At 43.0% G+C, this 23207-nt stretch carries 20 protein-coding genes; 4 read left to right on the top strand and 16 right to left on the bottom strand.

Annotated features, from left to right (window positions below; genetic code table 11):
• Positions 1-78: 78 nt before the first annotated feature.
• Positions 79-1185, bottom strand: coding sequence for a lactonase family protein (locus MKX34_RS13215; protein ID WP_038570362.1), 1107 nt, complete (start codon positions 1183-1185; stop codon positions 79-81).
• A 206-nt stretch (positions 1186-1391) separates the two neighbouring features.
• Here MKX34_RS13215 and MKX34_RS13210 point away from each other — a divergent pair, with 206 nt between their 5' ends.
• The gene (locus MKX34_RS13210) at positions 1392-1727 is read left to right on the top strand and encodes a hypothetical protein (RefSeq protein ID WP_036686243.1); all 336 of its coding nucleotides are present in this window, start codon (positions 1392-1394) and stop codon (positions 1725-1727) included.
• A 185-nt stretch (positions 1728-1912) separates the two neighbouring features.
• A complete protein-coding gene (locus tag MKX34_RS13205; RefSeq protein ID WP_038570359.1) occupies positions 1913-3070 on the top strand; it encodes a peptidylprolyl isomerase in 1158 nt (385 codons plus the stop codon).
• An 83-nt stretch (positions 3071-3153) separates the two neighbouring features.
• Here the strand turns inward: MKX34_RS13205 and MKX34_RS13200 are convergent, their stop codons facing one another.
• Both MKX34_RS13200 and MKX34_RS13195 read right to left on the bottom strand, forming a co-directional pair.
• A complete protein-coding gene (locus tag MKX34_RS13200) occupies positions 3154-3348 on the bottom strand; it encodes a hypothetical protein (protein ID WP_036686240.1) in 195 nt (64 codons plus the stop codon).
• A 71-nt stretch (positions 3349-3419) separates the two neighbouring features.
• Positions 3420-4019, bottom strand: a complete 600-nt coding sequence (locus MKX34_RS13195) for a nitroreductase family protein (RefSeq protein WP_038570356.1) — start codon at positions 4017-4019, stop codon at positions 3420-3422.
• A gap of 272 nt (positions 4020-4291) precedes the next feature.
• Between MKX34_RS13195 and MKX34_RS13190 the strand changes: the two genes are divergently transcribed.
• Positions 4292-5689: a metallophosphoesterase gene (locus MKX34_RS13190; RefSeq protein ID WP_076297710.1), complete on the top strand. Its 1398-nt coding sequence runs from the start codon at positions 4292-4294 to the stop codon at positions 5687-5689.
• A 98-nt stretch (positions 5690-5787) separates the two neighbouring features.
• Here the strand turns inward: MKX34_RS13190 and MKX34_RS13185 are convergent, their stop codons facing one another.
• Both MKX34_RS13185 and MKX34_RS13180 read right to left on the bottom strand, forming a co-directional pair.
• Complete coding sequence (locus MKX34_RS13185; protein ID WP_051491446.1) at positions 5788-7305, bottom strand: copper amine oxidase N-terminal domain-containing protein; 1518 nt, start codon at positions 7303-7305, stop codon at positions 5788-5790.
• 92 nt (positions 7306-7397) lie between these two features.
• The gene (locus MKX34_RS13180; RefSeq protein ID WP_036686237.1) at positions 7398-8066 is read right to left on the bottom strand and encodes a TraX family protein; all 669 of its coding nucleotides are present in this window, start codon (positions 8064-8066) and stop codon (positions 7398-7400) included.
• Between the two features lie 472 nt (positions 8067-8538).
• Between MKX34_RS13180 and thrS the strand changes: the two genes are divergently transcribed.
• Entirely contained in the window at positions 8539-10452 is a 1914-nt protein-coding gene (gene thrS / locus MKX34_RS13175; RefSeq protein WP_038570353.1) for a threonine--tRNA ligase, read from the top strand.
• 80 nt (positions 10453-10532) lie between these two features.
• On the opposite strand, the gene MKX34_RS13170 is transcribed toward thrS, so the two are convergent.
• The 11 genes from MKX34_RS13170 to MKX34_RS13120 all read right to left on the bottom strand — a co-directional run bounded on the left by MKX34_RS13170 (position 10533) and on the right by MKX34_RS13120 (position 23206).
• On the bottom strand, positions 10533-11522 hold the full coding sequence (locus MKX34_RS13170; protein ID WP_036686233.1) for an aldose 1-epimerase: 990 nt from the start codon (positions 11520-11522) through the stop codon (positions 10533-10535).
• An 84-nt stretch (positions 11523-11606) separates the two neighbouring features.
• Positions 11607-12323 (bottom strand): MgtC/SapB family protein, encoded by a 717-nt coding sequence (locus MKX34_RS13165; protein ID WP_036686231.1) that lies wholly within the window; start codon positions 12321-12323, stop codon positions 11607-11609.
• A 181-nt stretch (positions 12324-12504) separates the two neighbouring features.
• Positions 12505-13296, bottom strand: a complete 792-nt coding sequence (locus tag MKX34_RS13160; protein ID WP_036686230.1) for an SDR family NAD(P)-dependent oxidoreductase — start codon at positions 13294-13296, stop codon at positions 12505-12507.
• Positions 13297-13408: 112 nt separating this feature from the next.
• Complete coding sequence (locus tag MKX34_RS13155) at positions 13409-14533, bottom strand: rhamnogalacturonan acetylesterase (protein WP_249267719.1); 1125 nt, start codon at positions 14531-14533, stop codon at positions 13409-13411.
• Positions 14534-14578: 45 nt separating this feature from the next.
• Complete coding sequence (locus tag MKX34_RS13150; protein WP_038570347.1) at positions 14579-15418, bottom strand: carbohydrate ABC transporter permease; 840 nt, start codon at positions 15416-15418, stop codon at positions 14579-14581.
• A 3-nt stretch (positions 15419-15421) separates the two neighbouring features.
• Positions 15422-16321: a sugar ABC transporter permease gene (locus MKX34_RS13145; protein ID WP_036686586.1), complete on the bottom strand. Its 900-nt coding sequence runs from the start codon at positions 16319-16321 to the stop codon at positions 15422-15424.
• Between the two features lie 164 nt (positions 16322-16485).
• The gene (locus MKX34_RS13140; protein ID WP_036686225.1) at positions 16486-17823 is read right to left on the bottom strand and encodes an extracellular solute-binding protein; all 1338 of its coding nucleotides are present in this window, start codon (positions 17821-17823) and stop codon (positions 16486-16488) included.
• A gap of 121 nt (positions 17824-17944) precedes the next feature.
• Positions 17945-19513 carry a response regulator gene (locus tag MKX34_RS13135; protein ID WP_076141506.1) on the bottom strand — a complete coding sequence of 523 codons (1569 nt, stop codon included), beginning with the start codon at positions 19511-19513 and terminating at the stop codon, positions 17945-17947.
• Positions 19506-21272 carry a sensor histidine kinase gene (locus MKX34_RS13130; RefSeq protein ID WP_038574396.1) on the bottom strand — a complete coding sequence of 589 codons (1767 nt, stop codon included), beginning with the start codon at positions 21270-21272 and terminating at the stop codon, positions 19506-19508. The genes MKX34_RS13135 and MKX34_RS13130 overlap by 8 nt, the downstream gene beginning before the upstream one ends.
• A gap of 223 nt (positions 21273-21495) precedes the next feature.
• Entirely contained in the window at positions 21496-22290 is a 795-nt protein-coding gene (locus MKX34_RS13125) for an ABC transporter ATP-binding protein (protein ID WP_076297709.1), read from the bottom strand.
• Positions 22283-23206, bottom strand: a complete 924-nt coding sequence (locus tag MKX34_RS13120; protein ID WP_036686219.1) for an ABC transporter permease — start codon at positions 23204-23206, stop codon at positions 22283-22285. The genes MKX34_RS13125 and MKX34_RS13120 overlap by 8 nt, the downstream gene beginning before the upstream one ends.
• Between the last annotated feature and the right edge of the window lies 1 nt (position 23207).

Genomic DNA, 23207 nt, shown 5'->3' with positions numbered 1-23207 from the left:
GGGAACACCGGACTTTATATCCGGTGTTCCCTTTAGCATTTCCCAAGATCACTTATTCACTCTTCAAGCGGAGTAACTTTATGCAGGAACAATTACGGGCTTCACACATACCGGTTTGGATACTTCAGCTGTATTTCCAGTAAATTCGAGTCGGCCACTAGCCGCTTCTATCGAAAATACAACCAGGTTATTCGCATCACGATTCGCTACTATAAGATAAGCTCCATCTGGTGTCAATGCGAAGTGACGTGGATGTCCTCCACGAGTAGATACATATTCAAGATGTGTAAGCTTAGCAGAAGCATTATCCACCGCATACACGGCAATATTATCAGCCCCACGGTTTGAAGCGTACAGATATTTCCCATCCTTGGAAATAGCGATTTCAGCGCATGTATTCTCTTCGTCAAAATCATCAGGCAGTGTCGGCACTGTATCTACAGTGTGCAGAGTGCCTGCGGCACTGTCATATGTAAACGATGTAATGGTGGAATCCACCTCGTTAATTACATAAGCAGACTTTCCGTCTGGATGGAAAGTGAAGTGGCGTGGTCCCGCTCCTGGATGCAACGCCGTATCACCATGTACCTCTAGTTTGTTGGTTTCTCTATTGATTCTATAGGCCCGAATTAAATCAAGCCCAAGATCAGATACAAACACATACTGCCCGTCCGGACTGAAAATAGCGGAATGGGGATGAGGGCGGTCCTGCCGTTCAGGATGTTGGCCATGACCTGAATGTACGGCCACATCAACTAATTGATCTGCAGCTTTATCTTCATTTAATTTGATCAAGCCAACACTTCCACCATGATAACTACATACAACCACGTATTCATCATTCAAATCTCTATTGATATGGCAGGTGGTTGTTTGACGATTGCCAGAGGCAGGCATGGAGGGAATGCGTTTCAGTTCACTCAATTTCCCGTCCTTTAGATCAATAGCAAAGGAAATAACCTCGCCTTCTTTTCCACCCTCACCATTCGGTTTTTCTCCTATAGCGTATAGACGTTTCTCTGCGGCATCTACATTAACAAAGGTAGGATTAGTTAAGCCCTGCACCGAATCCAGCAGCTTTAGCGTACCACCTGCAGCTCCATCGAATTCAAATACCTGCACTCCGCTTTCTGCGGCACTTGCATAAGAACCTGTAAACAGCAATAACTTATTCTGCTCATTCATCTCTATATTCCTCCTCAAAGTATTGCTACTTCACACTCATTAGATGTGATCATCTATATAATCTACAATTTTTAAACGTTAATTACAAACGATAAAGTTAGAAATGTACGAAACAATTCAAAAATGGGTCTTTCCAACGATTAACTGTTGTGATATAATGAAAGCGCTAACATTAGTCTTTTATTCCGTATAAAGGGGGAACATGAATGAGTAGCATCCTGCTGGAAGCCAGAAATGTGTACGAGGACTTCGAGGTGGAGACAGACATTCTGTTCTTTAAGGTCGGGGACCATGATTTGGTCATTTTTCACGGCAGAAACTATAACATAAAAAAGAGAATGACTGCCGAGCAATTAAATCGATTGTTGTCCAATTCAAGTTATTATCATGTGTACGGTGGCTGTTATGTCAACCTGAACAAGATCAGCTCTATCGCAGATGACTGCATTTATTTCGGTGAAATGGGCCTGTATGCTAAAAACGTACGTGTCCCAAGACGAAAACAAGAAAGCATTCGTCATCTTCTGAAAGGACTGAAGTAGACATCTTATTCCCATTAGCCGGAAGGGCATGTTACTGATGCCATTTCCGGCTTTTTGCTTTTTATTAATAGAAACTTAAAAAGATCCTGCCTTTTTTTATACTTTCTTAAGGTTTAGGATTAGGATTTCTGTTAAAGTTGTAAATAGACAAGCAACACCTATATTGAAGGGAGTCATTACTAATAATGGACAAAAAAGATCTGAATGGAAATGAGAACTTAGAAAACAACGGAACCACGGAAGAAGATTTGAACACTTCCGAGATTATCAATGAAGAGGTTGAAGTAGCGCAAGCAGCTGCTGAGGAACCTGTGAATACAACAAAAGCAGACAGTATTCCAGTAATGAACAAAGTCGGTGCGAACAACGCTACGCCACCTACACCTCCGACTGCTCCTAGAAGCAATAAAGCTTGGATGATTGCCTCTATCGTATTAGCTGCAGCACTAATCATTGTTCTGGTCGTCCAAAAAGACGACAGCAAAAAAGCTGTTGCAACAGTAAACGGAACAAAAATTACAAAAGAACAACTTTATGATAAATTGATCGAAGCAGGCGGAGAAAGCACGCTGCAATCTATGATTACTACTGAGCTTGTTGATCAAGAGGCTAAAAAAGCCAACGTAACTGTTACAGATGAAGACATCAACACTGAACTTGAAGATCTTAAAGCACAATTCGGCGGAGAGGCTGCCTTTAATGCTGCTTTGTCCCAAAGCTCAATGACTGTAGACGACTTGAAAAAGCAAATGCCGCTGCAAGTAAAGCTGCGTAAAATCCTTGAGCCACAAGTCACTGTAACGGATGATGAAATCAAAGAATACTATGACACAAATAAAGCTACTTTCAGTGAAGAAGAACAAGTTCGCGCTTCCCACATTCTCGTTGAGACTAAAGAAGAAGCAGATGCAATTCTGAAACAACTGAAAGAAGGCGCAGATTTCGCTACTCTTGCCAAGGAAAAATCCTCTGATACGGGTTCCAAGGATAATGGCGGAGATCTAGACTTCTTCAAACGTGGCGATATGGTAGCTGAATTCTCTGATGTAGCCTTTAAGCTAAAAGTTGGTGAAACCAGTGATGCTGTGAAATCCGATTATGGTTATCACATCATTAAAGTAACCGACCATAAAGATGCTAAAGACTATACACTGGAAGAAAAGAAAGATGAAATTCGTAAAACTCTAGTTTCGCAAAAGGTTTCCACTCTGTCCTCCACTTGGTTGTCAGAAACAACTGAAAAAGCAAAAATTACGAACACACTTACTGACGCTAAAGAAGATGCAGCTGCAACAGCTGAGCCAACTGCAAGCGCAGCAGCAGGAAATGAATCTACTAAATAATTGTGCCCGTCAAAAAGCAGGACAAGCGTTAATAAACGCTGTCCTGCTTTTTTTATTTCTATGCTCAGGCCTTTAATTAAGCCTTAATGGCCTTTTTTACGGATTTGTTTATCGTGGTTCTCCCCCCACTCTTTCGCCTGCGCTGTGGCAATTGAAATCGCCCGCCCCTCCTCATAACCATCTTCGAGGAGCGCATTCGCAATATCGATTGCCTTATTGCGAACAGGTGCTGTGAAGTTCTTTAATGATTCTGGATAATCCTCTTTGTTCCATGGCATACAAAAAACCTCCTTAACCAGTCTATATACATACTTAGCCTGGTTAAGGAGGTTTCAAACGCTTATCTCACTTATTTAAAGACTTTCACACGATCTTCAACCGGTTGGAATTGTTTCTCACCAGCAGGAGTAACGGTTTTACCAAATGGCAATTGAGCAATCAATTTCCATTCTTGCGGGATGCCCCATGCTTCTTTTACTTCATCATCAATCAGTGGATTATAATGCTGCAAGGATGCACCTACACCTGCTTCAGAAAGTGCTGTCCATACTACAAATTGCAGAATACCAGAGGATTGGTTAGCCCAAATTGGGAAGTTCTCAGCATATAGAGCGAAGTTCTCTTGCAGGCTCTTCACTACCGTTTGATCTTCGAAGAATAGTACGGAACCGTAACCTGCTTTGAAAGACGCTAATTTTTGCGCTGTTCCTTCAAATTGTTCGGCAGGAACGATTTTACGCAATGTTTCTGTAGTGATATCCCATAGCTTATCATGTTGTTCACCAAGAAGAACAACGGCTCTTGAGCTTTGAGAGTTGAATGAAGTTGGGCTATGTAGCACCGCTTGTTCAACGATTTCTACAATTTGTGCATCCGAAATCGTAGTTTCTTTACTGATGGCATATATGGAACGTCTTCCTTTTACTGCTTCAAAGAAATTGTTAGACATAAAATAACTACCTCCATTAATTTTAGTAACTTACTTTTGTATATCTTAGCACCTTTTTTCTGAAAACACAACAGTTATTCACAACTTATTTTGTCGGATATATTCGTTGCCAACTCTTATTGTCGCATTTATGGGCTTAATTATGCACCTGATCTATTAATCATTAATCAATTCATGCGGGCTAGAAACTGCCCTCTTCCTTTTCCGATATACACTACGAGCTAAAATGCGCTACAATAGTGCAGCAAATGTATAGAAGGAAGGTTATAATCATGGATTTTCTGAGCAAGAAAGCCCTTGTTCGACATAAAAAATCAGTCTTTACCTCTTTGTTACTGCTCCTTTTCCTGAGCTTGGCTCTAACTAGCTGTAAAGACACAAATTCGTCTAATTTGACCTTTACAGAACTAGATCCGACTGATCTTCACCCCCTCACTTTCTGGGTGGCAACGGATACTCACTTCTTAGATAAGAAGCTTCAGGATGGCGGTACAGCTTTTCAGAAATATGTAACTGGCGGTGATGGAAAAATGCTGCCTTACAGTGATGAAATCCTTGAAACCTTGGTTTATGATACTGAGCAGCAGAAGCCTGATTTTCTCATCCTCAGTGGAGATTTAACAAATAACGGAGAACGCAGCAGCCATCAGGAGCTAACCCAAAAACTAAAGCGAATTGAAGCGCAGGGAACCTCTGTTTATGTCATTCCAGGCAACCATGATTTATTTAATCCTTGGGCCAGATCCTTCAGCGGGGATAAGCAGCTCGTTACGGATTCTATTACAGACAAAGACTTTACCAAGATGTATGAGAATTTCGGCTACAAAGAGGCTGTATCACGTGATAAAGAATCGCTAAGTTACATCGTTAAAGCAGCTCCAAATTTATGGCTCCTTATGATTGACAGCAGCCAATATCATAACAATCAGAAATACGGTTTCCCCCAAACGGACGGACGCCTGACCGCCTCTACCCTATCATGGATAGATAATTCTGTTAAACTAGCTGCCAAGGAGCATGCTTCTGTCCTCACGGTTATGCACCACAACCTACTAAGCCACACCTCTATGTCTGTTTCAGGCTTTAAACTTAACAACAGTCAGGAAACAATAAAGTTACTTCGTGAAAATGAACTTAATTTAGTCTTGTCAGGCCATATCCATATGCAGGACATCCGGGTAGACCCGGCAACTTCTTCGGAAGTAATGCCAATTTATGATATCGCAACAAGTGCAATGGCTGTTTATCCACATCAATATGGAGCGATGACCTTCGATCCTCTGAGCAGAACCGTCAATTATGAAGCAATGCCCTTAAATGTAGAAGGATGGGCTAAAGCTAATGGCATTACAGATCAGAATCTTTTAAACTTTAAGACCTATGCTGAGGATATTTTTGCTACAAACTCTTATAACAAAGCTATGGATGGTCTAAAGGAGAGTTCCTTTACGCAGTCTGAAAAGGCATCGATGGCAGAGGTAATGGCCAAGCTAAATGTAAGATACTTCGCGGGGACAGCCGGCAGCTCCTCAGAAGATATTAAAGCGATGCCAGGTTACAAGCTTTGGGAAGGCCTACAAGAAGGTTTCTTAGGTGGATACATCCAAAGTATGACAGAGGATAAAGAGCTTAGTAATATAGCTTTAGAGGTGGTATTAACGAAGCAATAACTGGTTTATGTATTTCATATAAAAAACCCAGCCTCCACTCGCATTTATGCGTCAGATGGAAGCTGGGTTTATTGTGTTAATTGATCGTTAAGATGCAACTAGTTCCGTACAATAGTAATCCAACCATCTTCATCTACCGACACAGTAGCATGAAGCGCTTCAGCCAGCAGACGCAAGGATACATATGCATCGCCATACTCGTCAACAAATACAGGTTGGGCAAGCTTTACAGCCGTGCCGTTAATCAAGGCTTCGGAAGAACCGATTTTGAACACCAGTTTATCTCCGTACACACCATCAGTAACGTTAATTGCACGATTGACAGTATCCCATTCTACAGTAGCATCTAAATCTTCTGCCAAATAACGCAGTGGGATATAAGTAGTGTTCTTGTCTACAATCGGGTAATAATATTCGTCATCAGGTTCGATAACAATGGTTCTCTTCGTAATGCCCAGATCATCCTTCAATATACGATATACATCAGAATCTGGGGCAAAGTTTCTCAAAGTCTCTCCAGGTGTAAGCCCGGAAGAAATATCAAGTGCACCTTCAGTGCTGATTGGATCAGCAGTTACAGCACCGCCAATGTTCCAAACCTGACTGGAAGCTTTAAGCGAGAGACTCTTCAGTGGGAAATCCTCGGTACCCGGAAGCGCCACTTTCAGATCAACATTCTGTTTACGCACATGCAGAGCACTATCAACGAAAATATCAACAGATAACTTCGTATCCTTACTCAACACAGTCTTAATCTCAGGAGTTGATTTGTAAAGACTGTCCACTTGATTGTCATATACTAGCAGCAATGCATCAACAGCCAATTTGGCAGCATCATGCAATACAGTTACGACAGCTTCTTTATCATCCAGTGGAATATCTCCGAATCCAAGATTGAAAATATCGCCAGAACCGTCTTCATCCATAGCTTTGATCACAGGGTACAGATAGTCGTAAAGACCACCTACCAATTCAGTAAAACCTTCTGTGTCTTTGGAGACAGACTTCAGGAAGCCTTTTAACAGTGCAGGAAGCTCATCACCCGTCACTTCTGCATGCAGCTTCGTCATGTTCAACTGCTCGCCATACACAGCATCACTAACCGGTGTAATGTTGATTACGCCAGGATTAGGAAGATTCTTAACAACGAATTTCGTCAACAGCTTACTGACATCTTCAGCTTTTGCCGTATCCAAGCCTACTTCACCTAAGATTTCATCGTATCCTTGTACAGGGAAGTAGAACGGTTGTTTTGCTCCTTCAACTGTAAAAGCAAGTGTTTGTTTGTCCATAAACAAGGTGAATGGAATATCCAATTGTTTATAACCAACAGTTCCTTGGGCCGATAAACTCCCATTATCTTGTAACTTAGCTTTACTAATATTCAAGGAAAAAGAATTAATAAGATCAACCATTTCCTTATCTTCCGCGCTAATTCCCTCTATGGGCTCAGCATTCATGGAAAAAGTCATACTGGATTCTGATGATTTAACATCAACATCCCCAATCAACGCCTTATTAACATCGAACCCCCCTACCGACTGACAGCCGGCAAGAACTAGCATCAGTGCGACAAAAGGCAAAAACCACTTCATTTTTGCTTTAACTCTACTCATAGCATGTCTCCTTCATCTTATTTTGTGAAATCAATCCATTATCTCAGCTAAGGTAAGTTTTGTAAATCAAAGTTCCTTTTATTGTAAAATGTTTAAATATTCAACAAACTTCGCCATTCGATCTGAGCCCATTCCTTGTAAATTACAGCCTTAACTATTGCCAACATCAGTAAATGTGCAGGATAAAATGACCACCACACCCAGCGCGGAACCCGATGCCGCTCCAAGCGATTCCAAATCAAAGGCGTAAAAGCAATCAGCAAGGTAGGTAAAATACTTAGCATCTGTACAACCCAATAATTATAAAACATATAGAATAGATTCAGTGCCAAATGGGCTCCAACAAGCCAGTACGATTTCGTATAACGAAAAATCAATACTAAGAGCAAACCGTACGCGTTATAATCTATAGGGTAATAATCCATTAACACTATAGCAGCAATTACCACAGGTATACCTAGCCATAGTGAAGGCAGTTTGTCCAAAATAACCAGTACGATTGCCGACAGCAATAACGTAAACACCACGTTCCAGCCACCAGAATTTAGCGCTAAATTATAGGGAATCTGAGCAATAATCGCTATCAAGAGCAACCGTAATAAATATTTAGGTCTGGATGAAGTATGGATATGTCCCTGCACAAGCCCATAACAATAAATCGGAAAAGCTATTCTCCCTACATATCTCCAAGCAAGATTCTCCGGGAAAAAGATATAGCCAATATGGTCGATTAGCATCGTCAGCATGGCAATAATCTGCATTACAATCCTCCTTAAGCATGTTGAAATATAAATTCGCCAAGCCCTTCCTCATTTCCTTTACCAATAAGCAAATGAAGAACGCGGAGAAACGATCATCCGCTTTCTGTGCACCTCCCCCCTTGACTTTATCGAATACTATTGAGTAATATTAACTAGCAACAGAATATGGCAATGATCAAAGACATGATTTCCTACACGAACTGTCCAGAGAGAGAAGTCCAGGCTGCAAGCTTCTCCAGTTACCGGTTGTGAAGTTACCCCTTTGTAGCCGTGACGCTGAATCCGTAGAACTTTGTTTTTCGGTAGTATGCGGCACCGATTTATCCCCGATATCGGATACCAATGAGGTCCTGTCCATGTGACAGGTCGAATTAGGGTGGAACCACGAGCTGAACGCACTCGTCCCTTTCTGGGAGAGATGCGTTTTTTTGCGTTCACAACTAACAATATTTGAGAAACGGAGGCTAAAATCATGAAGATCAAGGTAACACTGCAAGATGGAACAATTAGAGAGGTACTGCAAGGAACAACGATTAAAGAAGCAGCAGGTGCCATAAGTACCAGTCTGAAAAAAAATGCTGTAGCTGGAAAAATTGATGGAAAATCTGTTGATCTAAACCAAGCGATCGAACATGATTGCCGGCTCGATATTGTTACGTTGGATAGCAAAGACGGTCTTGAGGTTTATAGACACAGTACTGCACATATCATGGCGCAGGCCATAAAACGTATATATGGAGATAAAGCTGTCCAGCTAGGCATAGGTCCTGTTATCGAAGACGGCTTCTATTATGACATTGATATTGAGAAACCTCTATCCACTGATGATCTTGCTGCAATCGAACAAGAAATGGCGAAAATCATCCAAGAGAATCACCAGATTGTCCGCCGTGTGGTGAGCCGCGCAGAGGCCATTAAACTTTTTGAAGAGTTGAATGAGCCTTTAAAGCTGGAGCTTATTCATGATCTGCCGGCAGACACAGTATTAACTATTTATGATCAAGGTGAATTCTCCGATCTTTGCCGTGGACCACATCTTCCCTCAACTGGCTTGGTCAAAGCCTTTAAGCTGTTGAATGTAGCGGGTGCCTACTGGCGTGGAGATTCCAATAACAAAATGCTGCAACGTATTTATGGAACTGCCTTTCCTAAAAAAGCGCAGTTAGAGGAACATTTACTGTTTCTTGAAGAAGCTAAAAAACGTGACCACCGTAAGCTCGGCAAAGAACTTGAGTTGTTCATGTTCTCTGAAGAAGCGCCAGGCATGCCCTTCTATCTTCCCAAGGGAATGACAATCCGTACAGAGCTTGAGAACTTTGCCCGGGAATTACAAAGACAGAGAGATTACGATGAAGTTCGTACACCGCTGATGATGAACAATCGGCTTTGGGAGCAGTCGGGGCACTGGGATCACTACAAGGACAATATGTATTTCACAAATGTAGATGAAACAAAATTTGCCCTTAAGCCGATGAACTGCCCTGGGCATATGCTAATTTTCAAAAACAATCTGCATTCCTACCGGGAACTGCCTATCCGTATCTCGGAATTCGGTCAAGTGCATCGCCATGAATATTCTGGAGCACTTAACGGGATGATGAGAGTCCGCACTTTCTGCCAGGATGATGCTCACCTCTTCGTTTTGCCAGAGCAAATCGAGGATGAAATAAGACGGGTAATCTCACTGATTGACCATATTTATCAAGTGTTCGGCTTTGAGTATAAGATTGAATTATCTACTCGGCCGGCAGATTATATGGGATCTGAAGAATTATGGGATCAGGCTGAACAATCTTTACAAAATGTATTAGACAATCTCGGGATCGAATATCGAGTGAATGAAGGGGATGGCGCGTTCTATGGACCTAAGATTGATTTCCATATCTTAGATGCGCTAAAACGAAGCTGGCAATGTGGAACAATCCAACTAGATTGGCAAATGCCAGAGAAATTCGATCTTACTTACATCGGGGAAGATAATCTTAAACATCGCCCGGTCGTAATCCATCGCGCTGTGTATGGATCGATCGATCGTTTTATGGGGATTATTACTGAGCATTTCGCTGGAGCTTTCCCACTGTGGCTCGCACCTGTTCATGCGAAGTTATTGCCAGTCTCTGAGAACTATGTTGACTATGCACTGCAAGTGAAGCATCAAATGGAGAAGGCTGGCATTCGTGTCGAAGTAGATATTCGAAATGAGAAGTTAGGCTACAAAATTCGTGAAGCTCAGCTTGAAAAAGCACCTTACATGCTCGTACTGGGGGAGAACGAAAAAAATTCCGACACTGTCTCTGTAAGAAAACGTGGTGAAGGTGATCTTGGTTCGAAGAGTATCCAAGACATCATTAAACAGATTAATGAAGAGATTATTAGTAAGAGATAAATTTAAGGGGCTGTCTAATCGTAGAAAAACTACGTTTGAGACAGCCCCTTCTTTATAACCTATTCATATTCACATGAACTCTATTTTACGTACAGGCGGCTGCTTTCTTCCCAATATTCGCCTGGTTTCAGGCTGAACAAGCCGATATCATCAGCAGGAAGGTCTACCATTGGCGCATTCACCAAGTTAATTTGTGGCTCAGGGCAGAAGAACTGTTCTGTAGCACCGTTATTCCAGATCATCCATTGTTTGTACGAAGTCCCTACATCGTACACCAAGGTTACTCCAGCTTTGCTATCGGTAAGCTCCATCCGGTTGCGTCCGTTCTGAGGTACAGCCGTGTAGTGATTGTCCATCGATGCAAAATATGGATTCACACCTTCTTCACGAAGCTGAACTTCTCCTGGCTCCAACGCCTGGAATTTGCCTGTTGGCAGCATGCGGTCGTTAAGCTCCCAGCGCTCGCCAATAGTAGCTTTTACGCGGTAATCTTGTGCCGAGCTTCCTGGTGCGAATGGTGCGTTAATGGCAGTGTGGAATGCCAGCAAGCAAGGCATCACGTCATCTCCATCATTGTGTACCAGCACCTGTTGCGATAATCCTCCTTCGCCGAGGGTATAACGCAATTTGATCGTATACTTATGTGGCAAATATTGATAAGAAGGATGATTCTCATCCACCTTGATGAATACGGTTACGAAGCTTTCAGTCTTACCGCTGCCAAATTCTTCGACTTCCCAAGCTGCAGTATGTAAAAATCCGTGTAAATGGTTGCCCGTTGCAACTTCATTTACGGGGAATTGATAAGTTTGACCATTCCATGGAAATTTACCATCCTCATAACGATTTGGAGGAAATAATACAGGAATTCCGTGAATCCCCGGACTTGCCTTGAAGGCTTCCATTTCTTCAGCTCCAGGCTCATGCAGGAAGCGATATCCGTTTTCGGTATCACGGAAACAGATCAGGTTGCCGCCAATGCCTGGCAGAATAGCTGCCTCATAACGACCGGCTTTCAACCAGATAGCTGCTTCTCCTTCATATTGTCCTTCATACGCTGTGATTGACATAATATATTGTTCTCCCTTCCAGTGTCTGATAATTGTCTCCACTTGATAGATTACCACATCTAGTCATGAGGTGACATGCTCTTTTTACAATTGCTCCACTTCTACGCTCATTACATGTTCAATTTTCTTCACATCGTAATAAATTTCTGTTGCGTAATCTCGATCCGGGGCTGAGATCACCATATCGATCATTTGTCTGCCATCTTCCAAATCTTTAATTTTCATTCTTCGAATCGCTCGGGATGGACCTCTAGTACTACGCTGCGAGCTGACCTGAGGCCGCTCGATTTTTTGGATCACTTCTGTAAGCACGAAATTAGCTTCCATAATGATCCTCACTGAAACTTCATGTTTATTCAGTACTTCTGGTCCTAGCGAGCGGATTAAATGAGGAACTAAATTCACAGCAAACATCAGCAGAATAACCGCATATGCTGCTTCAATATAGAATCCCGCACCCACAGCTATACCAATTCCAGAAGCTGTCCAGATGAGTGCTGCCGAAGTAAGGCCCGAAATGGCATCTCCGCCTCTACGCAGAATAACACCCGCACCCAAAAAACCAATCCCGCTGACAATCTGAGCCGCAAGCCGCATTGGGTCCATGTTTGGATGCTCTGGCCCTGCGAACTTGTCAAAGGCATGGATAGACACCACTGTGACAAGACAGCTCGCAATGCTTATGACCATACTGGTCCGTATCCCCAGCGGTTTCTGCTTGATCTGTCGGTCAATCCCGATGAACAGCCCGAACAGCATGGCCACTAGTAACTTCATTAATGATTCCAATTGAAAATCCATATCGCAATCTCCTTTCTCCAGAGATACTCCATTATAACGGAAATTGGAGATAATGATTAGCTTTATTTTACAACAAAAAACGGCATAACCATCCTCAGCGCATATGCTCTTTCGACCCGTGTGGTCCGGCATAGCGACGAGGATGGAATCCGTTATGAGAGGCCAAGATTATGTTGGAAAATTAACCATGCAGAAGCGACTCTGCACCGTCACAATAAATTTCCGTCCCCGTAATATGATCTGAATCTTCAGACGCCAGAAACAGAGCCAGCTTCGCTACTTGATCAGGTCGCCCCGGACCTTCTTCCAGCGGTTGATCTCCCTCAGGAAATTCTACTGGGATTTTCACTTCTTTCAGATCCTCTGATGGAAAAGTGTTGTCATCTATATTGGTCTTTATAGCCCCAGGACAGATCGCATTTACGCGGATTTGAAATTGAGCCAGTTCCAGTGCCGCCATTTTCATAAAAGCAACCTGTCCTGCCTTAGTCGTGCTGTAAGCAGAAAAACCAACATTGGAAAACACACGATTTCCGTTAATGGAGCTGTTGATCAGGATGCTGCCTCCGCTTTCTTTTAGATGCGGTATCGCATATTTTACAGTCGCGAAGGTTCCACGCAGGTTAATATGAATGGTCTGATCCCAAGATTCAATATCCATCGTTTCAATAGGCGTCATCGCCCCATTAATCCCTGCGTTGGCAAAAACAACATCAAGACGACCCCATTTCGCGGCCGCCTTGTTTATCGCCGCTTCCACTTGTGGTGGTTCAGCAACATCACATTCGATAACTAGGGCTTCTCCGCCCTCTTTCTCCACTTGCTGTCTAACCTTTTCAGCGTTCTCCACAGTTCTGTCCAATAATACAACTTTGGCTCCGTTACGTGCGAACTCAAGCACGGTTGCCCGGCCAATTCCTGAGCCGCCTCCGGTTACAACTGCAACCTTACCTACAAGCTTTTTATCTGCCATATCGTGATATCCTCCTTCTTATCATGCAAGTCTTCCAGTTAAGTTCTTTCCTTAACCTTAACCTTGCATACAGAAGTTGAACCGACAGATATTTACTTTTCCTTTAGGATTATTATTCTCCCTGACGAAGATGAATGATGAGATCGTTTAATCCGGCTTCCCGGATCCCTTCCACTATAAGCTCAGCTAGAAGACGAGCCCCTAAAATCTGAAAATGTGTATTATCCTGCACGCCACCTGGATGCGCAATAAATTCTCCTGGATAGCTCCACATGAATAAATCTTTTGAGCCCTCTGAGCCATAAGCTTCAAAGAGCTTGCGGCTCTTCTCGGCTAAATCAATCAGTGAAACCTGCTCGGTATCTGCGAGTTCCCGTATGGCGATTAAATAATCTCCATGCGTGTCTACAATTGCTTCTTCACTATCAAATCTTCGCCGATGTACAGAGCTCACAAGAACCGGATAGGCCCCCGCTTCTCGGGCGACTGTAATCAACCGGAGCAAATGTTCTTTATATGTAGTAAAGGGCTCGGTATGTCTTAAATCATCAGTTTTGGAATCATTATGTCCAAACTGGATGAACAGATAATCTCTGGGTCTGATATCTGCGGCAATGCCCTCCAAATGCCCTTCCTCAATAAAACTCTTGGAACTGCGTCCAGAAAGTGCTCGGTTATCAACAACTATTCCCGCTTTGAAGCAGCGTGGCAGCAGTTGACCCCACCCCGCATAGGGATAACCTTCTTCCCCTTGATCGGTCACCGTGGAATCTCCCGCCAGAAACAAGACTAGCGCTTCATTGTCCATCTGAATATCCAAGGCGTTAATACGCGGTGCCGCACCCGAGAACGATAGCTTTAGCTGCCCATCCTTAATTCTAATTGCAAAGGATTCGCGTAAATATTGGCCCGCAGGCACATTTAGAGTGTCCAATACGAACTTGCCTTCTCCAGCTTTGATAAATGTGCTGGTCTCTGCCAGAGCATCACCCAACAGCAGCGTAACACGGTAGATCCCATTCGGGAGATCCAGAAGAAAAACTGCTTTCTGTGGGATGCAGCAATCACTTCGCAGTATATCTGTTCCCCCTCTGAAACGACCAAAGACGGTGGAATCAGAAGTGAAACCATACCCTATTTCCTTAGAATAAGATGTGTCCGGCCGAATTTTGGTGTAGCCAGGCTCAGCTTCCTTAATCCCAAAATCAAAACGATAGCTATCCAAATTCAGCCGCACCTTTCTTAATTAGAGATTCAAAACATTTATATTCATTTGCTGAAATCAACCTTTCAAACCACTGGTGCTGATTCCTTCTACAATCTGCTTTTGGAAGATAAAGAAGATAATCATGACTGGTGCCAAACTTAGAACAGACATGGCGAACATTGGACCCCAGTTGGATACGGACTCACTGTCCAGGAACATTTTCAGCCCCATCGAAACTGTATATTTAGAAGGTGAGTTCAAGTACAATACCGGTCCAAGCAAGTCTTCCCAACGCCAATAGAAGGAAAAGATTGCCGCAGTAGCCATAGAAGGACGGATAAGCGGAAGTATAATTCTGAAATAAAGTCCAAATTTCCCACAACCATCGATGGTAGCCGCTTCATCAAGTTCAACAGGAATGGTCCGAATAAACTGCAGCATTAGGAAAATGAAAAACGGGACACCGAAGAACTGTGGAACAACGATCGGTTTGATACTGTCGAGCCATTCCAATTTGGCATAGATAATGTATTGAGGGACGAGCACCACATCGGAAGGAAGCATCAGGGTCATCATCATGATTCCGAACCATAAGCCATGGCCTACAAATTTATTGCGGGCAAAACCAAAGGCAACCAGTGAAGATGAAATGACTGCGCCCAGTGTTGCGACAATGACAATTACGAAAGAGTTCTTGATGAAGACACCAAAAGAGTAACCTGCAATACCTTCCCAGCCTTTAGCATAGTTCCCCCATTCCCATGGATCAGGTATAAGGTGTTGAGCTGTAACAAACACAAGCCGGCTCTCTTTAAAAGAACTCATGATCATCCACAGAATCGGATACAGCATAACGATAGCGAGGCCACCTATAAGGATGTGATAAAGCGGCCATTTCAGTTTAATTTTCGCCATGGATTATTTTCCTCCTTCCGACTCGTAGAAGACCCACGATTTGGATGTCTTGAACAAGATTCCGGTCATGATGCCGACAAGCAACAACATCACCCAAGCCATAGCCGAAGCATAACCCATATTATTAAACATAAAAGCCTGACGGAATAAATAGAGAGAATACAACATAGTGCCGTCCATAGGTCCGCCTTCACCTTTAGAGATAATATAAGCAGGAACAAAGGTCATAAATGCGCTGATCGTCTGCATAACGAGGTTAAACAGAATTACAGAACTTAAGAGTGGCATAGTAATCTTAAAGAACTTTCTGAAGAATCCGGCTCCATCTACACTAGCTGCCTCATACATTTCACCAGGAATATTTTTGAGACCTGCCAGAAAGATTAACATGGATGAGCCAAACTGCCACACAGATAAAGTTATCAACATAATAAGCGCAGCGTTCGGATTGCCAAACCAACTTACCGGACCAATCCCGAAAAAGCCAAGCATGCCGTTAATAATTCCAGTATCACTAAAAATATTACGCCACATGATGGAGACCGCCACACTGCCACCTATAATAGAAGGTAAATAATAAGTTGTCCGATAAGCTCCTACCATACGCGATTTCGTATTTAGAATCATAGCCACAAATAATGCGAAGGTTAGACGTAAAGGCACACCGATAAATACGTAAAGCAGGGTTACCTTTAGTGAATGCAAATATTTCGGGTCATTTGAGAACATTTTGATGTAATTATCAAATCCAATCCACTTAGGTGGAGCGAATAAATTGTATTTAGTAAAAGAGAGATACAGCGAAATGATCATTGGGATCAGTGTGAAGCAAAGGAAGCCAATGACGAACGGACTGATGAAGGCATATCCTGTAAGGTTGCTTCGTAACCGCCGGCCGGTCAACTTATTTTTCTTAACAGCCAATGGATTCGAAGGTAGGGGATTCGTTAAGGCCAAGGGTCTCCAACTCCTTTTTATGTGAATAATATGGGAAACGGGATGCCGCCTAGCGAAATGGCATGCCGTTTCCCATGTGAGACGCAGTATAGTTATCTGTTACCCTACGTTTAACGGCTGGAGAGAATAGAGTTCGCTTCTTTTCGGAACTGTGCCGCTGCTGCTGCTGGGTCGATTTTTCCGAAGTTCATTTGTTCAGCAAGGTCTGTAAGCAGGGCTACAACCTCTGGGGATCCTACCGGTGGACTCATAGGTGAAGTAGTAGGCTCCATATCAGCAACAAACTTAAATACTTGCTTACCGGAATCAGTTAATTGTGTAGCTACAGATTCTTTGATTTTGCTTGAAATCGGTACTCCGCGTTCGCCTTTGATCAGGTTGTTAGCTTCCACATCATTAATCCAGAAATCAACGAACTTCGCTGCTTCTTCCTTCACTTTAGAGTTAGAAGTAATTGACCAGTACATACTTGGCTGCATGTAAAGCCCTTTATCCATATCTGGACCAGGCATTTGTGCCAGCTCCATAGGACGATTTACAGCGATTTGCAAAGCAACGTATTGGTTCGACCATTGCCATACACCGATACCTGTCCCTTTAACAATATCCGACTCTTCAATAACCCCTTTATTTTGGCTTAGTTTGTCTTGTGAAGGGACCGCTCCATCTTTAATCAGACCAGACAACATTCCGAAAAAGTCAGTAAACAATGCATCGTCCTCATAACCAAGTGCGGAACCATCATTGTTATAGAGTGCCAGCCCTTTTGTACGCAGATAATAGTTGAAGAATACGTCTGCTGCCATGGAACCATCCATGTACAGTCCAGCCGACTTAGCTTTTGCGGCGATTTCCTTGTATTGATCCCAAGTCCAGTTCTCTGGGATAGAATCAACACCTGCCTTTTTCAGCAATTCTGGATCATATTGAAAACCAAGTACGTTAACCCCTAACGGAATTCCGTATTGCTTCTCACCGATCACTCCAGTACTCAGCACGTTCTCATTCACATCGCCGACTTGAATCTGAGAGTTCAAATAAGGTTTCAAGTCTTCGAGCTGTCCGTTAGATCCATATTGATTGATATAAGAAATATCCATTTGAACGATATCAGGAAGCCTATTTGCAGCGGCTTGCGGAGCAAGCTTTTTCCAGTAATCATCAAAGGATGCATATTCAGGCTCAATGGTTACATTCGGATATTTGGCTTCATACATATCAATAACTTGTTGTGTATAAGAATGTCTTGTATCTCCACCCCACCATGCGATTCGCAGGGTTACTGGTTCTGCTGAGGTCGTAGCCGCAGGTTTCGTTTCCGAAGGAGTATTTGTAGCGGAATCCGTAGCGGCAGCATTGTTATTGTTGTTACCTCCACCGCAACCAGCTAACATCGACGACAGCAATAATGGTACGGCTAGTAAAGCGAATCTCTTTTTCAATTTCATGTCCCCTTTTCCTATGATAGTGTAAAGGCTCTGATCCCTTTAGGTAGCGCTTTCATTGGTTAAATTTTCTCAAATATTCCGTGATTATTGAATACAAAAAACCGTCTTGTTTGTTCAATAATCAGTTCGCTTGAGGGGGTTTCATGAAATCTGTAGGGGTCTGGCCGGTTACTTTTTTAAAAACCTGACTGAAATATTGTGCATTTCCACCGAAGCCGAACATTTCAGCCAGCTCAAATACTCTCACATCCCCACTTCTCAAAATATGCTCCGATGCTTTAGCAATCCGGTAATTGGTTACATAATTCGAGAATTTCTCCCCGGTAATTTTTTTGAATATTTTGCCGAGATAGTCGGGATTCATATATAACATTTCAGCAGCGACCGAGCTAAGCGACAGCTCTGCATTCTTGTAATCCTCTGCGATAATTTTGAACATTTTGTCTACAATAAGTGATTGCCGGGAACTAAAATGTCGGTCATACATCGCTGTTAAGCGAACCGCTGCCTCTTTGACGTATGCTTTTAAACCTCCCAAGGTTCTAATTTCGGCAAGCTCCGCCAAGCCCGATGTGAAGCTATTTCTTTCATCAGGGACTGCTAAACGAATCATAGCGGAATATAACTGTAAAACATAAGAACGCGTCACGTTAATATCTAACCGCTCATCTGCGAGCAAGTTGAATAATCGTTCCAATTCCAGCTCAACTGTATTTTGATCGCCTGCTTTTATAAGTAGACAAATATGCTCTTCATCTAGCTCGATATCATTTCTTCCACTTAGCTCATCACTTGGGATATCACTCCCGGTAATCAAACCGCCCGCCTCCAAATAAAAACGATGGTTCAGGCACTGCAAGGTCTGACGATACAATCTCCGGGAATGAATCATAAGGTCAGCATCACTAATCGCGATTGTCACATCCATTTTATAAAACTTACAGAATACCTCTCTTACTTCAGCGATACGTTTAAGCAGGGGGCTATTCTGCACCGTATTTCCTTCGTCTTCCAGTAAAATTAATAAATGACCGCCTATCGTCGCACTCAGGAGTGTTTCCTGAAGTACGTCCTGGGCAATATTTTGCAGAGCGAACAGTTGCTCATATTCGTAAGAACCTTCTAGTCGGAACAGGAGCAAGCGCACCGTTTTGTCATTAAGTTCAATACCGAATAGTTCCTGATAATACTCTAGATCCTGACTTCCATAAGTTTTATTAGAGATCCATTCCTTCAAAAATTGTTCTTTCACATGGGGCAATACCTTCTGAAGACGTTGTTTCATACGATTTACGAATTCGCCTCTGCTCTTCTGCTCATCGAGTTCCGCTACCAGCTCAATCAGTGCTTCATGGATCTGATTCTCATTGCACGGCTTTAAAAGATAATGTTTGACCCCGTTCTGCATAGCAATACAAGCATAATCAAAATCCTTATAACCAGTCAGCATAACGAATTTCACTTCTGGAAATCGTTCACTGCATTTTTGCACCAGTCCCAGGCCATCTAGACCAGGCATAGAAATATCCGTGATCACAATTTCAGGGTTAAGCTCCTCAATTTTCACCAAAGCTTCAATCCCGTTCCGCGCCGTGCCTACAAGCTCTGTTCCCGCTCTTCCCCAGTCCACAACCTGCGATATCCCTTCCAGAATCAAGCGTTCATCATCCACCAGCAGCAGTTTATACATTCTCTAGCACTCCTTTTAAGTAAGGTATACGCACATGTATAGTTGTTCCTTGACCCGGCTCACTTTCTATGACTGTGCCCCATTCAGGGCCGAAGACGATTTGAATACGCTCCGCGATGTTAGCTAAGCCGATGCCTTCTCCACGTGTCTTAACTCTCCCCATCTGTAAATCTTTGATAAATTCAGCGCTCATCCCCGGTCCATTATCACTGACTTTGATATCGAGGCCCTGATCTTCTTCACTAACTGTTATAGAAATGGTGCACGGCTCAATATTAGGCTCTAGCGCATAGCGAATAGCATTTTCGATTAAAGGCTGCAAGGTCAGCTTCGGAATTAATGCATCATGCAGATTTTCAGGTACATCCATCCGGAAATCAAGCCTCTCATCAAACCGTGTTTTCTGGATAATGACATAATTTCGCACGATAGTGATCTCTTTTTCAAGTGTAATTAGCGGATCCTTGAGACCAATAGAGCTGCGGAACAAGTAACCGAGCGCTTCTACCATTTCTGAGATTTTGGCTTGTTTGTTCATTTTGGCTAACCAATTGATCGATTCCAGTGTATTGTACAAAAAATGCGGATTAATCTGTGCCTGTAATGCTTTCAGCTCGGTCTCTCTAATAATCAGCTGCTTCGCATAGTTCTCATCAATAAGCTCTCTGATCCTGCGGATCATCATTTTAAAAGTCCGGTTTAGCTGACTAACCTCGTCCTGCGCAGTCTGTGAAACCACACCTAATGACTGTTCCTCCAGATTGTCCAGATCGCCCTTCTCGATTTGCTTCATTTTTTTGGTCAGCTTAGAGATCGGACGTACAATACTACGAGCAAGCCTGTAGCCTAAAAGGAGACCAATTAATAAGATTAGTGCGAATATGATGACGACCAGCTTTTTGACAAAAGTAATATGTTTGAACATCTCATTAAATGGAGTTGCATTGATGTAGATCCAATCTATATAAGATGATTTCGTCTTGGTTATAAAATAAGTACCTTCTTGATATTTGGCCGTGCGATATAGCTCCGGACGTTCTGTCTCTTCTTTAAGCTCTTCTGGCAAAAGAATCGGTGCTTCAGGATAGATCGCCTGTCCCGTCGTGGCATCAACAGCTATTAATTGGTCGGTATCGCTCGTACTATCCGCAATGATTAGATCGATCCGAATACGGATCACGAGTGTTCCCAGATCATCCAGCGTAAACGTTGACCCTGTATAAGATTTAATCTGCCGAACCGCCAAAAGTGAATTTCTGTTTCCTTGCGGATACCACACTATACTCCCGCTAGCTTCCGCAGCTAACGGCTTTAACTGATCCTGCAGATCCTGTGATACCCCTTCACGATTGCCCGCAGTCATTACTCCGCCACTCGTATCCATCAGCATCATGGAATAAACGTATTTCTCTGCCCCTGCAAAAGCAACCAGCCTGTTTATGATCTTGTTATGTAGAACTTGTCTTTCATAAGGCTGTGGATCATTCTGCAATTGGCGCAGGCATTCTTGGATTTGCTCATCAGACACCACTGTAAAAGAAAGCTGATCCAATTCTCTTAGGGCATTTTCGATGCTTATAGAGGACATCCCCAGTACCTCAGAGGCCTTTTCATAAATTTGCTTGTCATAGATACGATACACATATTGCAAAACGGTCAACGAGAATAAAAAAGAAAGTAGAAGCAAAAAGGAAATAATCAGTATCATTTTGTTGAAAATGCCCGAACTTCTGTAAGCGCTAACATTTTTCCAAATCATCTGTTTTCTCCGCTCCCTAAATATGATAATTTTCATTTATTATCACTATAATTCCATTATAAACCATAATGTTCCATTTGGGTAAATTTACGTGAACTGAAAGATAAGGATAGTATAATGGCTCGGCGAAAAAAATCCTATGTAAAAAAGGGCTCGAAATGAAATCCAGAATCAGAGTTCACTTCAAGCCCTTATATTGAGCTACCTTCACACCTACAACAGACTAACCAAGCATCATTCGGTCATCTGCCAATTTATGTCCGCTGATTGTCTCGAATTCTCCGAGCAGCCGTTCTACGGTAAGATCTTTTTTACGAACCTCGTCGATATCCAAAATAATACGGCCCTTATCCATCATGATCAGACGATTGCCAAGACGAATGGCCTGCTCCATGTTATGGGTAACCATTAGGGTGGTTAACTTCATCTCACGGACAATGGACTCTGTCAGTTTAGTAATCAGCTCCGCACGAGAAGGGTCAAGGGCTGCTGTATGTTCATCTAAAAGTAAAATTTGCGGTTGAGTAAAGGTCGCCATTAGCAGACTTAGCGCTTGTCTCTCTCCACCTGACAACAACCCTACTTTTGCCCGCAGGCGGTCCTCCAGCCCAATCCCCAGACGGCTTAGCTCGTCGCGAAATAAAGCTCTTTTTGCTTTATTTACTCCAAAGGTTAACCCTCTGCTTTTGCCTCTTTTATAAGCCATAGCTAAATTTTCTTCAATCGTCATATGTGGAGCCGTACCCGCCATTGGGTCCTGAAAGACCCGGCCGATCCAGCGACTCCGTTGAAATTCCGCCAAATGGCTGATTGAATTTCCTTCAATGCTGGCTGTACCCAGATCCGGCTTCATGACACCGGAAATAATGTTCATCAACGTAGATTTACCAGCTCCATTACTTCCAATGATGGTGACAAAATCACCGGGAACAAGCTCCAAGTCAATGCCGAGCAGCGCTATTTTCTCATCTGGTGTTCCGGGATTGAACAGCTTAGATACGTTCTCCAGTTTAAGCATCGATGGTGCCTCCTCTCTTGCTGCTTAGCGCTTGCTCAGCTAATTCAACGGAACGCCTCCGCGCCATATTCTTCTGCTTCAGGAAACGCTGAATCGACGGGAATACAAGAGCGAAAATAACGATAATTGCTGTGATCAGCTTAAGATCCGAAGCTTTAAGCCACGGTACCCGCAAGGCAAGTGCAACTACGATCCGGTAAACTATGGATCCGAGCACAACAGCCAGTGTGGCCCGAAATACATTTTTGGCACCAAATATGGCTTCACCGATGATGACCGAAGCTAAACCGATTACAATCATCCCAATACCCATCGAGGAATCCGCAAAAGTAGAATACTGAGTAATTAACGCTCCCGAGAGCGCCACCATTCCATTGGATAAACTGACACCAAGAATAGTGGTATTATCCGTGTTTACACCCAGACTACGGATCATTCTTGCATTATCTCCGGTAGCCCGCAGCGCAAGTCCAAGATCCGTACGCAGGAATAAATCCATTACTATTTTCACAAAAATAACTACAAACGGCAGTACGAGCAGAGGATCAATGGAAGTGAACAAGGTAGTGTCGCCCATTAAAGACCAGTTGGGTTTGCCACCAAATATCCGCAGATTAATGGAATAAAGTGCAATCATCATCAAAATACCGGATAACAGTCCATTAATCTTGCCTTTCGTATGTAATAGGCCCGTGCACATTCCTGCCAGCATTCCACCAGCAATAGCGGCCAAGGTAGCAAGCCATGGTGCATAACCGTTAGTAATCATAACAGCGGCAATGGCGCCACCAGTGGTAAAGCTCCCATCTACAGTCAAATCAGGGAAATCAAGAATACGAAAGGTAATGTATACACCTAAAGCCATAAATGCGTAAAGCAAACCCATTTCAACGGCCCCGAGCATCGAATTTAACATA

This window comes from Paenibacillus sp. FSL R5-0636 (assembly GCF_037974255.1).
Taxonomy (GTDB): domain Bacteria; phylum Bacillota; class Bacilli; order Paenibacillales; family Paenibacillaceae; genus Paenibacillus_AQ; species Paenibacillus_AQ odorifer.
This window is presented reverse-complemented; position numbering and strand designations above follow the sequence as displayed.